The organism is Peribacillus sp. TH27 (assembly GCF_016650915.1).
Classification (GTDB): domain Bacteria; phylum Bacillota; class Bacilli; order Bacillales; family DSM-1321; genus Peribacillus; species Peribacillus butanolivorans.
Genome location: NZ_JAEKEV010000002.1, coordinates 2,354,564 through 2,366,257, shown reverse-complemented (window position 1 = coordinate 2,366,257; position 11,694 = coordinate 2,354,564). Strand labels below are relative to the sequence as shown.

The window sequence follows — 11,694 nt, the reverse complement described above, 5'->3', positions numbered from 1 at the left end:
TTGAAAAAAGTTTCGTTTTTAATGTTTGCCATGGTAGTTTCTTTGTTACTGATTATGACTGGATGCGGGAAAGAAAAGGAAGTAACGACAACTAGCGAAAAAGAAGAAGCAAATGGGAAAACACTTAGGATCGTGACGGATGCAGCATATGCTCCATTTGAATATCTAGAAGGCGATAAAGTTGTTGGATTCGATGTTGATTTTATCAATGCTGTTGCAAAAGAAGCCGGTTATAAAGTGAAAGTTGAGCATGTTGGCTGGGATCCGATTTTTGTGGAAATCGAGTCTAAAAGAGCGGATGTAGGGATATCTGCAATTACAGTAAATGATGAGAGAAAACAATCGTATGATTTTTCGGTGCCTTATTTCTTATCCACAAACAAAATCTTAGTTCCTGAGAAAAGTGATATAAAATCAGGGAAAGAATTGAAAGGAAAGGTTATTGCTGTTCAAACAGCTACAACTGGACAGGAAGCAGTCGAGTCACTTCTTGGGAAAAATCATAAAGACATCAAAAAATTCGAAAATAATAACCTGGCCATTCAGGAATTATTACAAGGCGGAGCTGAAGCGGTAGTAGCGGACAATACCGTTGTTGAAGAATATGTGAAAAATAACCCTGACCAAAAGCTGAAAGTTGTTGAAGATAGCAGCAGTTTTGATCAGGAATTTTATGGTCTTATGTTCCCAAAAGGTAGCGAGTTGAAAGCTGATTTTGATAAAGCCGTCAATGCTATTTATGAGAATGGAAAGTATGCAGAAATCTATAAAGAATGGTTCGGCACAGAACCAGATGTTGAAACGTTAAAAGCACAGCAATAAAACAAATTAATAATAAAAAATTGCGTAACTTTACGTGTGAAGTTACGCAGTTTTTTTGGTCTTTAGGGGGGGAACAGAATGAATTTTCGCTGGGACATTATTTTTGAATATGCTCCTTTCTTATTAAAGGGAACGATACTCACAATTGGGCTATCGGTTTCCTCTATTCTCATCGGAACTTTTTTAGGGTTACTGATAGGTTTAGGGAAAATAATGAGAAACAAGGTGCTCGCATTTCCATTTTACTGTTATGTCACGGTTTTTCGTGGAACTCCGCTATTAGTTCAGATTTTTTTAATCCATTTTGGTATTGTGCCCTTTTTTACTGGGAAGACGAACGCAATCACAGCGGGAGTCATTGCTTTGTCTTTAAATGCAGCGGCTTATATTGCGGAAATATTCCGTGCAGGAATTCAATCCATTGATAAAGGACAAATGGAAGGGGCTCGTTCGTTGGGAATGACCCATACTCAAACAATGATTCATGTTGTCTTACCTCAAGCATTCAAACGTATGATCCCTCCGTTAGGAAATGAATTCATCGTATTATTAAAAGATTCCTCCCTCCTTTGTGTCATTGCAGCCCCCGAATTAATGTATTGGGGAAAAGCGATGGGGGGGCAGTACTTTAAAGTTTGGGAGCCGTATTTGGCTTGTGCCTTTATCTATCTTTTCCTGACCCTTATTTTAAGTTTCGTATTAAATAGACTCGAAAGCAGGTTGAAAACAGAATGATTAAGGTCGAGAATTTAAAAAAGTCATTTGGAGATAACGAGGTATTAAAGAATATCAATGCAATCGTTGCCCCACAGGAGGTAGTTGTGGTGATTGGGCCTTCAGGGTCTGGTAAGTCTACTTTTCTCAGGTGTATTAATCAACTTGAAACGATAACGGGAGGACATATTTTCATAGAGGGACTTGATACGACAGATAAGAAGGTCAATATCAATAAAGTACGCACTGAAGTTGGCATGGTATTTCAGCATTTTAACTTATTTCCGCATAAAACAGTTATTGATAACATTATGCTTGCGCCGCTAAAGGTTCGTAAAGTTTCCAAAGAACAGGCATCACAAAGAGGCATGGAACTACTTAAGAAAGTAGGACTTGCTGAGAAAGCGAACGCCTATCCGGATTCATTATCGGGTGGACAAAAGCAACGTGTGGCAATCGCAAGGGCATTGGCAATGGAACCCAAAATCATGTTGTTTGATGAACCGACTTCTGCTCTAGACCCGGAAATGGTCGGTGAAGTGCTTGAGGTTATGAAGCAATTGGCTAAAGAAGGTATGACAATGGTCGTAGTGACCCATGAGATGGGGTTTGCTAAAGAAGTTGGTGATCGTGTGATTTTCATGGACGAGGGCTTTATTATCGAAGAAAATATTCCAAGTGAGATTTTTGATAATCCGCAGCAGGAAAGAACTAAAGCCTTTTTGAGCAAAGTGCTCTAATATTAGAATAAGAAAAAAAACCTTCCGTAAATCGGAGGTTTTTTTTGGGAACATATCAGGGGGTGTTATTTAATATATGATGAGCCTAAAAGTGATTCAGGGCTTTTACCGAGCACTAGCATACTGATTTTAGCATATCCAATATTTTCATTTTGGGAGAAGGTTTGTTGTAAAACCTGGATATTAGGATCATCCTTTAACTTTTGAACTTCCTCTATATATAAGTGGATAACGGAGGGCATAACGAATTCAGGGGTGTATTCGTTATGGTTTTCATCCATGATTAGTGTGCCCATAAATTGATATTTAAATTGAAAAGCTCGTGTTAAGGCAACGACATGGAGTAGTTTATTAAATAATTCGGGGTATGAATATTTAATTTTCTCCAAAGCTTCTTCGGTTGCTTGTAACTCATCGACACTAGATAAAGTGATCATAAATATCTCCTTTCTGAAAATATAGATTCCATCAGTAATTACAGTGCTTTTTACTCATACCAAGTCTAACTCCGCGGTTAAGTATTGTAAAATGGTTAGATGTTATCATGAGCATAACTTAAATCTATGATAGTGCTTACATGTCTAATGCTTTACTATCGAGGTAGTTAATCTTTATGAGTTAACGCTTCTCTTGTATATTTTAGCCATTCTTTTGCCGCATATGAAAGGTATTGATCCTTACTCCAAATGAATCCTAAGTTCCAACTAATGGAAGGGTTTTTGACCTTAATGGACTTGATGCGTTTATCATGGCGGCATAAACTTTCCGGTAAAAGAGCGATTCCAAGATTACAGTAAACCATTTCCTCTATAAAATCCCAACGTGAGCTTTCTGTGACAATGTGTGGAGAATAACCAGCTTCTTTACAGGACGAAATTATGAGATCACGCAAGACATAATCTTTATTAAATAAGATAAAAGACTCGTCTTCAAGGTCGGCCAAATCAATCTCTTCCCGACAAGCAAGTGGGTGGGAGGGGGGCACAATCAAGTTAATGTCTTCTTCTAAAAAGGCAAAATGATGAAAAAGTACGGTGTTAGTTGGCAGGACTATTACGCCAATGTCGAGTAAGTCATTTTGAACAGATTCTTCAATTTTCTTTGAGCCATCCTCTACTAATTGAAAGGTAATATTAGGATAATCCTCATGAAAACGGCTAAGAATTCGGGGGAAGAAGGAGGCATCAATAATCGGCGGTAATCCGATTCGTATATGTCCCTTTTTCAAGCCTAATAAATTGTCCATTTCTGTTTCTAAATTATGAAATGCTTTATCAATTAATTTTGCCTGCTCTAATACAACCCTTCCGGCATCAGTCAGAATCAGTTGTTTACGGGAACGATCAAAAAGTTCAACACCGAGCTCAGTCTCCAAGTTTTTGATCATCTTACTGATGGTCGGCTGAGTAATGAATAAATGATCCGCTGCCCGAGTAAAGCTGTTGAAATTGGTAACCTCTATAAAGTATTGTAAATGCTTAATATCCATCACTTCACCTGCTTATCCTCTTTTAAATTTCTTTCATTTTACCTGTTAACAGAAGGGTTTGTAAAACATGAGAAGCTTTGTTGGTAAGATTTCCTCTTTGTTTCGTGAGCGTATAAAAAAGCTGGGCTCCAAATAAGAGCCCAGCTTCTTCTAATTGGTTAGTCATAGGGTTGTCGCAAATTGTTTATTTAACTAATAAGACAGGTACCGGAGAATTCTGGACGATATAGTGGCTGACGCTTCCTAGGAATTCCTTGAATCCACTTAAGCCTCTGCTGCCCATTATGATAAGGTCGCAATTTTGAGATTTCGCATGTTCCAACAAAGTAGTGATAGCTGAACCTTCTACGACAAAAGACTGAGATGCATTAGGAATTTCGGATAACAGTGCATCCGCTTTTTCGATAACTTCGTTGCCATACTTAAGCATGGCTTCTTCAATTTCTTGAAAAGCATTGCCATATATATTTGGATGGATTGGAAGTGTAACAGCGTGAAGTACCTGAATTTCAATAGCAGGATCCAGCTTCGCTAATTCAATCGCTTTTTCTAAAGATTTACGTGCCAATTCAGATTCATCATAAGCAACTAATATTCTTGAGCAGAGCATAATTAATCCGTCCCTTCATTTAAAAAGAATATACCCATAGTATATCAGTTTATAACTTTCATTCAGTTTTATATATTTAAAATTTTGTGAATATTTATTGAAGTTTACGTTAACGTCAATGTTAAGATAAGGTAAATAATCCCTTTGCAAAGTGTGGTTTTAACATGTACACCATTTCTGAGTTAGCAAAAGAATTTGATTTGACAACAAGAACACTACGATATTATGAGGAACTAGGTATGCTAAGGCCAAAGCGGACCGAAACCGGAAAAAGAGTATATGGAAAGAAAGAACATGCTCAACTTAAAATCATTATGCGTGGCAAGAAGTATGGCTTTTCTTTAGTTGAAATAAAGGATATTGTTCTGCTATTTGATAAGGATAGGACGGGTATTAAGCAATTGGAGAAAACAATTGATACAGCTGGACAGAAATTAAATGAAATAAATGAACGTATTAAAGAGCTTGATGAATTGAAGCAGGATTTTGAACAGGTGATTAAAGGTTTTACCGAAACACTTCATAGCTTAAAAAGTAAACAGTGAGTCAGGCATTCCAAGCAGCAAAACCATCAGAATAAAAATACTTCAAAGTATTATTGAAATGAGTTGTGACGATAGGTAAAGATGAATATATATTCTAGACGAAAACAAATGAGGTGAAGATTTGGATATTCAAGAAACTATTGCAGTAGTGACAGGTGGGGCTTCAGGTCTGGGAGCGGCCACTGTAAGAAACATCATTAAAAAAGGTGGAAAAGCCGTTATCTTTGACCTCTCAGAAGAAAATGGCGTCAAAATGGTCGAGGAATTAGGAGATTCAGTCATATTTATTAAAACAGATGTGACAAGTGAAGAAAGTGTACTAGAAGCGTTGGATCAGGGAATTGAAAAATTTGGATCAATTAACACAATTGTCAATTGTGCTGGCATTGCGATTGCTGAAAAGGTCATTGGAAGAAAAGGTACGCATGAATTGAAAGCGTTCTCAAAAGTAGTGACGGTTAACTTGGTCGGTACATTTAATGTAATTCGTCTTGCGGCTGAAAAAATGGTCAATAACCAAGCAAACGAAGAGGGGGAGCGTGGTGTCATTATCAACACAGCGTCGGTAGCTGCATTTGAAGGACAAATCGGACAAGCGGCATATAGTGCCTCAAAGAGTGGGATTGTCGGTATGACTCTTCCGATTGCAAGGGAGCTTGCTTCCAAAGGGATACGTGTCGTATCGATTGCACCGGGGTTATTTCATACACCGATGTTTGATTCATTACCTGAAGAAGCGAGGGCGTCATTAGGGAAAACCGTGCCATTTCCATCAAGGCTCGGATATCCGGAAGAGTACGCTAAACTTACGGAAAGCATTATTACGAATCCTATGCTGAATGGAGAAACGATTCGGTTGGACGGGGCCATTCGAATGTCACCTAGATAAGGTAGGTTCAAACCCTTCCGGGGAATTTTAAATAATGGATTAGAAAACTAAAGTGTATTTTTTATAAAAAGGAAAAGGTTGATACGAAAAAGCTAATGACAGAGGAGATAATGCAGATGGAACATCCATACTTAAGTGAAGATCACGAGATTTTCCGTAAATCATTACGCAAGTTTTTAGAGAAAGAAGCGGTTCCCTATTATGAACAATGGGAAGAAGACCGTATTATTCCTCGTTCGTTTTGGGGGAAAATGGGGGAGCAAGGCTTTTTATGTCCGGATCTTGGAGAAGAGTATGGGGGTTCTGAAGTAGATTGGGGCTTTGCGGTCATAATTAATGAAGAACTAGAAAGAGTGGGTTCAGGTTTCATAGGCTTCGGGCTCCATAGCGATATTACGGTTCCGTATATTTCCGCATACGGAAATGAGGAGCAGAAACAGCGCTGGCTCCCTAAATGCACGACAGGGGAAATCATTACAGCCATCGCCATGACAGAGCCGGGAACAGGTTCGGATTTGGCCAATATTAAAACGACTGCGATTTTGGATGGAGATCATTACATACTAAACGGCCAAAAAACATTCATCACAAATGGGATTCATTCGGACCTGGTCATCGTGGCTTGTAAAACAGATCCAAATGCTGTTCCGAAGCATAAAGGCGTCAGTTTAGTCGTGGTCGAAAGAGATACTCCGGGATTCACCAGGGGACGAAAACTGAAGAAGCTTGGTTTGCATTGTCAGGATACAGCAGAACTTATCTTTGAAGATTGTCGTATACCAAAGGAAAACTTGCTAGGTGAAGAAGGCAAAGGGTTTAAGTATTTAATGGAGAAATTGCAGCAGGAACGTCTTGTCGTAGCAATTTGTGCCCAAACCGCATCCGAGGATATGCTAGCGGATACGATTGAGTACGTCAAAAGCAGGGAAGCGTTCGGGAAATCAGTGAGTCAGTTCCAAAACACTCAATTTAAAATCGCAGAAATGGCCACTGAAATTAAAATGGGCCGAGTTTTCCTGGATCAATTGATTGCTAATCATATGGCGGGTGAACAGGTGGTCACAGAAGTATCGATGGCTAAATGGCGTTTGACAGAGACTGCCCGGAAAATATCCAATGAATGCATGCAGCTTCATGGGGGCTATGGTTATATGGAAGAATACAAGATTGCTAGAAGGTACCGTGATGTGCCGGTAGCAAGCATCTATGCGGGTACAAATGAAATCATGAAGAAAATCATAGCAAAGAGCCTTGGACTTTAAAAAACAAAATGAGAAGGGGAGAGATTACATGCGGGAAGTGGTAATTGTTGAGGGAATTCGTACTCCGGTTGGCAGAAGAAACGGTGTCTTAAAGGATGTTCGCCCAGATGATTTAGCAGGTGAAGTATTAAAGAGGCTGGTTGAAATAGCAGGCATTGATCATGCCATCATCGATGATGTCATTTTAGGCTGTGTTTCGCAGGCTGGGGAGCAAGCCGGAGATATTGCTCGGATTGCTGCTCTGATTGCCGGCTATCCGATTGAAGTGCCAGGTACGACAATTGACCGACAATGCGGATCGAGTCAGCAGGCTGTCCATTTCGCTTCCCAAGCCATTTTGTCAGGAGATATGGATGTGGTCGTAGCAGGAGGAGTAGAAAACATGTCTCGTGTCCCAATGGGTTCAAATTATCAAGGAGCTGAAACAAGTCAAAAGTATTTAGACAGCTACGAGGTAATCAACCAAGGTATATCGGCTGAAAGAATCGCAGAAAAGTGGGGAATCACCCGTGAGGAATGTGATCAGTTTTCTGTTGAAAGCCATGAGAGGGCAATACGTGCTCAAAAGGAAGGCTATTTCGACCGTGAAATAATCACAGTTACAGGTACAGATAAATTAGGAAATCATATTGAAGTTACCGAAGACGAAGGACCAAGGGGGGGAACTACGGTAGAAGTCCTTTCAGGGCTGAAGGCAGTTTTTAAAGAAGAAGGATTAATACATGCCGGGAACTCAAGCCAAATAAGTGACGGTGCTGCAGCTTTACTATTAATGGAGCGTAGTAAAGCAGAAGAGCTTGGATTGAAACCACGCTTTAAAGTGCATACACGGGTTGTTGTCGGATCAGATCCTACCTTAATGTTGACAGGTCCAATTCCTGCCACTCAAAAAGCATTGGAAAAAGCAGGTCTTTCCATTGATGATATCGATGTCTTTGAAGTTAATGAAGCCTTTGCTCCTGTACCGCTTGCCTGGTTAAAAGAAACAGGGGCCGACCCTAAGAAGCTAAATCCAAATGGAGGAGCGATTGCCTTAGGACACCCTCTTGGCGGCAGTGGTGCCCGTTTAATGGTTTCGATGATCCATGAATTAGAAAGAAGAGGCGGCCGATATGGATTACAAACAATGTGTGAAGGTCACGGAATGGCGAATGCTACCATTATTGAAAGAATAGATTGAGACGGTATTTTCTCGTGAATAACATTAGAAATTCACACGAAAGTAAAGGCTGAAAAAGTGATAAAGCCGACCATCAGGAGCATGACGTGAAATCATCCTGCTGATAGTGGGTTTACTTGAGGAGGAAATGATATGTCAGTAACGATTAAAAATATCTTTGATCAGACGGTTCAAAAATTCCCCATTAAAGAAGCTATCTACGACGTGAGAAGAAATATCCGCTATACCTACATTCAATGGAATGAGCAGGTGAATAGGTTGGCGGCGGCTCTCCAAGCAGAAGGTGTCCAAAAAGGGGACCGGGTCTCTACCTATCTTTATAATAATGAAGAACTTGCCACCGCATTCTTTGCCTGTGCAAAAATCGGTGCGGTCTTTAATCCAATCAACTTTCGCTTAATGGCAGAAGAGCTTGCATTCATCTTAAGTGATGCGGCGCCAAAGGTCGTTTTATTTGAAGGTGAATTGGAATCGACTGTGGCAGCTGTTGAAAAACGCTTCCCTGAAATAGCATTCTGGTATATTGATGAGAATGTGCCTCGCTTTGCCGAAGGATACCGCCAAAAAATGGTCAGTACATCTTCTAAGCCTGTTGATGTAGACATTCACGAGAATGATGTCTATGCCATTATGTATACAAGCGGGACGACAGGACGGCCAAAAGGAGTAATTCACCTTCATAAAGATATAGTCGAGCAGGCTATGATTTTATCAGAGGCGATGAAGTATGAAAGCATTGATATCGGTTTGATTACCGCGCCAATGTTTCATTGTGCGGAATTGCACTGTTCATTTTTACCGCGCGTGCAGGTTGGTGCAACGAATGTAGTTCTTCATCAGTTCAATCCTAAAAAGGTACTAGAACTGTTTGAATCCGAAGGGATTACCAAACTGTTTGCGGCCCCAACGATGTGGAATATGCTTATTCAGGAAAATCTGAATGATTATAAATTTCAAAGTTTGAAGCTGGGACTATATGGAGCCGCTCCAATGGCGCCTACGCTTGTACTTGCTTGTCAGGAAAAACTGGGCATTCAATTTATCCAAGCATATGGAATGACGGAAATGGGTCCGGCCATCACTCTACTATTAGAGGATGATCAAATAAGTAAAGCTGGCTCTGCCGGCCAAGCGTGCCGCGATCATGAAATCGTCATTGCCCGTCCAAATGACGAAGGCCCATCGGATCCCGATGATGCACTCGAACCCGGAGAAATCGGGGAAATTCTTGTAAAAGGCCCTTGCATCATGAAAGGGTACTTTCAAAGAGATGGAGAGACAGAGAGAGCACTTTACAGAGGCTGGTACCATTCCGGGGATATAGGTTTCCTTGATGAAGATGGATATTTGTGGGTCAAGGATCGTGTGGATGACATGATTATCTCTGGTGGCGAAAATGTATATCCACGTGAAGTGGAAGACACACTTTATGAGCATCAAGGAGTACTCGACTGTGCAGTAATTGGTCAGCCTGATGATAAATGGGGAGAAACGGTAACGGCCTTTGTAGTGGCTAAAGATCCGTTGTTGACGGAAAATGATCTAGAAGACTGGTGTAAGAACAGCGATACACTTGCTAACTATAAACGTCCAAGAAGATATATCTTCTGTAAAGAGTTACCTCGAAACGCAAGTGGGAAAATTCAAAAATTCATGCTCCGTAAACAGTTGGAAGAAACTGTGGCTGAATACCAAAAGGTGGGGAAACCTCCTTTGTTTTAAGCAGAATGGCTTTTTTAGTTGAGTTAGTAAAATGAAAATAAATAATCCAGTCAAATCATTTTAGGATAATGCTTTTTTATGTAAGAAAAAGAAAAGTTATCCACAAATGAAATGCAGTTGAATCAATGAGATCTTAGGGTTATCCACACTATCCACATAGTTATCCAGAAATTACATTATTTACATGTTGATACCGCGAGGCAAACACCTATTATTTGTCAGTATTTTCAGAAAATATCCACAATATACACAGGGGTGTGGATAAGACGGTGTCAGTAAGCTAATTTAAGGGGCTGACTAACAGCCCCCTAAGGTGTAAAAGTTATAATTTGCGGTTATGGGCACGGCGATTAGCCGCATTGGATCGCGCTTGTGCTTCAATATCTTGTTGGTCAGCCAGTTCTGAAGAATATTCGACATCAAGTCCGTCACTTTTTAGGTTTTTAGGAACTTGTGGAAGTTTTTGAACGTTATTGTCTCGATTATTATTGCGTCCCATATCAGCGCCCCCTTAGAGTAAAGAAATAAATAAGCTAGCGATGATTTCCTTAATCATCGCTAGCTTATTTTATGCTGAATGGTAGATCAAAATGTACGGGAAAATACTCCAAACTTAACGGCGAGATTTCTTCTCGTTAAATCCACCTGCTCGGTCTGCATTTTTAAATTCTCGAGAATAAAGAATTGCTTGCGTGCTCGTTAAGGTACTTTTTTCTTTTTCCTGTTTTTTGGGCAATTAGATCATCTCCATTTCACTTGATATCCCTATTTTTTCCTAAAAAGTTTCATTCATACATGAGAATTTTCTTTTAAGATATTGTGTAAAGCCGTATTAAGGGCTGGAAAAGTGAACGTGAATTCTTCCTCTGCAAGTTTATTAGGAAGGACTTTTTGGCCTTCTAGCACAAGTATGCTCATTTCACCGAGCATGGTTTTTAGCATGAAGGGAGGAACAGGTAACCAATGAGGCCGGTGCATGATAGTACCAATTTCTTTTCCGAATTTATCCATTTGAACCGGGTTAGGTGCTGTGAAATTGACTGGACCTTGAATGTGTTGATTGTTCATACAAAAAACAATTGCACGGGCGACGTCGTGAATATGAATCCAGGAAAGCCACTGACTTCCTTTGCCCATTTTTCCTCCGCCGAAAAGTTTATAAGGAAGAACCATCATTGGCAGTGCACCTTCTTTTTCCCCTAGAATCACACCAAACCTTGTAAGGACAACTCGCTTACTGTATGAGCGGGATTTGGTTGCTTCTTTTTCCCATAGCTTAACTGTACGGGCCAAGAAATCATCACCGATGGAATCAGAGGTTTCGGTAAAGGTCTCATGATCAGAGATACCATAAAAACCCACTGCACTTGCATTGATAATGACAGAAACTTTATCGGGAAGCTTAGAAAGAATCCGGTTCATTTCTTTGGAAGCTTCAACTCTGCTTTCGACAATCCGGCGTTTTCGTTCCGGGGTCCAACGCCCACTGTTTAAAGACTCACCGGCAAGGTTAACGAACACATCAAGGCCTTCTAAATTTTGTTCAGGGCTTGAGTCTGGGGTCAGCCAGCCGATATATTGGAGATTTTCCCGTCTTTTATATTTGTCAGGATGACGTGTCAATATATATAAATCATGATTTTCTTTTAATAATTCATCGATAAGGGCTGTGCCGACAAAACCGCTTCCACCAGCAATGGCTATTTTCATGAAAACCACTT

General features: G+C 40.2%; 14 protein-coding genes. 8 read left to right on the top strand and 6 right to left on the bottom strand.

Annotated features, from left to right (window positions below; translation table 11 throughout):
* The 3 genes from JFU24_RS12935 (at window position 1) to JFU24_RS12925 (ending at window position 2,276) form a co-directional block, all read left to right on the top strand.
* Window positions 1-822: a basic amino acid ABC transporter substrate-binding protein gene (locus JFU24_RS12935; RefSeq protein WP_053344464.1), complete on the top strand. Its 822-nt coding sequence runs from the start codon at window positions 1-3 to the stop codon at window positions 820-822.
* 78 nt (window positions 823-900) lie between these two features.
* The gene (locus tag JFU24_RS12930; RefSeq protein ID WP_201222142.1) at window positions 901-1,557 is read left to right on the top strand and encodes an amino acid ABC transporter permease; all 657 of its coding nucleotides are present in this window, start codon (window positions 901-903) and stop codon (window positions 1,555-1,557) included.
* A complete protein-coding gene (locus JFU24_RS12925) occupies window positions 1,554-2,276 on the top strand; it encodes an amino acid ABC transporter ATP-binding protein (protein ID WP_056522225.1) in 723 nt (240 codons plus the stop codon). The genes JFU24_RS12930 and JFU24_RS12925 overlap by 4 nt, the downstream gene beginning before the upstream one ends.
* Before the next feature lie 65 nt (window positions 2,277-2,341).
* Here JFU24_RS12925 and JFU24_RS12920 read toward each other — a convergent pair whose 3' ends face one another.
* The 3 genes from JFU24_RS12920 to JFU24_RS12910 form a co-directional block, all read right to left on the bottom strand.
* On the bottom strand, window positions 2,342-2,713 hold the full coding sequence (locus JFU24_RS12920) for a hypothetical protein (protein ID WP_201182838.1): 372 nt from the start codon (window positions 2,711-2,713) through the stop codon (window positions 2,342-2,344).
* A gap of 167 nt (window positions 2,714-2,880) precedes the next feature.
* Window positions 2,881-3,765, bottom strand: a complete 885-nt coding sequence (gene cidR / locus JFU24_RS12915; protein ID WP_201182836.1) for a cidABC operon transcriptional activator CidR — start codon at window positions 3,763-3,765, stop codon at window positions 2,881-2,883.
* 184 nt (window positions 3,766-3,949) lie between these two features.
* The gene (locus JFU24_RS12910; RefSeq protein WP_053344469.1) at window positions 3,950-4,375 is read right to left on the bottom strand and encodes a universal stress protein; all 426 of its coding nucleotides are present in this window, start codon (window positions 4,373-4,375) and stop codon (window positions 3,950-3,952) included.
* 164 nt (window positions 4,376-4,539) lie between these two features.
* Here JFU24_RS12910 and JFU24_RS12905 point away from each other — a divergent pair, with 164 nt between their 5' ends.
* The 5 genes from JFU24_RS12905 to JFU24_RS12885 all read left to right on the top strand — a co-directional run bounded on the left by JFU24_RS12905 (window position 4,540) and on the right by JFU24_RS12885 (window position 9,973).
* A complete protein-coding gene (locus JFU24_RS12905; RefSeq protein ID WP_053344470.1) occupies window positions 4,540-4,920 on the top strand; it encodes a MerR family transcriptional regulator in 381 nt (126 codons plus the stop codon).
* A 121-nt stretch (window positions 4,921-5,041) separates the two neighbouring features.
* Entirely contained in the window at window positions 5,042-5,809 is a 768-nt protein-coding gene (locus JFU24_RS12900) for a 3-hydroxyacyl-CoA dehydrogenase (protein WP_201182834.1), read from the top strand.
* A 116-nt stretch (window positions 5,810-5,925) separates the two neighbouring features.
* Window positions 5,926-7,071, top strand: coding sequence for an acyl-CoA dehydrogenase family protein (locus JFU24_RS12895; RefSeq protein WP_201250030.1), 1,146 nt, complete (start codon window positions 5,926-5,928; stop codon window positions 7,069-7,071).
* A gap of 28 nt (window positions 7,072-7,099) precedes the next feature.
* Window positions 7,100-8,251, top strand: a complete 1,152-nt coding sequence (locus tag JFU24_RS12890; RefSeq protein ID WP_201182832.1) for a thiolase family protein — start codon at window positions 7,100-7,102, stop codon at window positions 8,249-8,251.
* 132 nt (window positions 8,252-8,383) lie between these two features.
* The gene (locus JFU24_RS12885) at window positions 8,384-9,973 is read left to right on the top strand and encodes a fatty acid--CoA ligase (RefSeq protein ID WP_201250029.1); all 1,590 of its coding nucleotides are present in this window, start codon (window positions 8,384-8,386) and stop codon (window positions 9,971-9,973) included.
* A 322-nt stretch (window positions 9,974-10,295) separates the two neighbouring features.
* Here JFU24_RS12885 and JFU24_RS12880 read toward each other — a convergent pair whose 3' ends face one another.
* The 3 genes from JFU24_RS12880 to JFU24_RS12870 form a co-directional block, all read right to left on the bottom strand.
* Entirely contained in the window at window positions 10,296-10,472 is a 177-nt protein-coding gene (locus JFU24_RS12880; protein WP_201182828.1) for a YfhD family protein, read from the bottom strand.
* A 114-nt stretch (window positions 10,473-10,586) separates the two neighbouring features.
* Window positions 10,587-10,709 carry a YfhE family protein gene (locus JFU24_RS12875; protein WP_082527457.1) on the bottom strand — a complete coding sequence of 41 codons (123 nt, stop codon included), beginning with the start codon at window positions 10,707-10,709 and terminating at the stop codon, window positions 10,587-10,589.
* A 53-nt stretch (window positions 10,710-10,762) separates the two neighbouring features.
* Window positions 10,763-11,683 (bottom strand): TIGR01777 family oxidoreductase, encoded by a 921-nt coding sequence (locus JFU24_RS12870; RefSeq protein ID WP_201250028.1) that lies wholly within the window; start codon window positions 11,681-11,683, stop codon window positions 10,763-10,765.
* Between the last annotated feature and the right edge of the window lie 11 nt (window positions 11,684-11,694).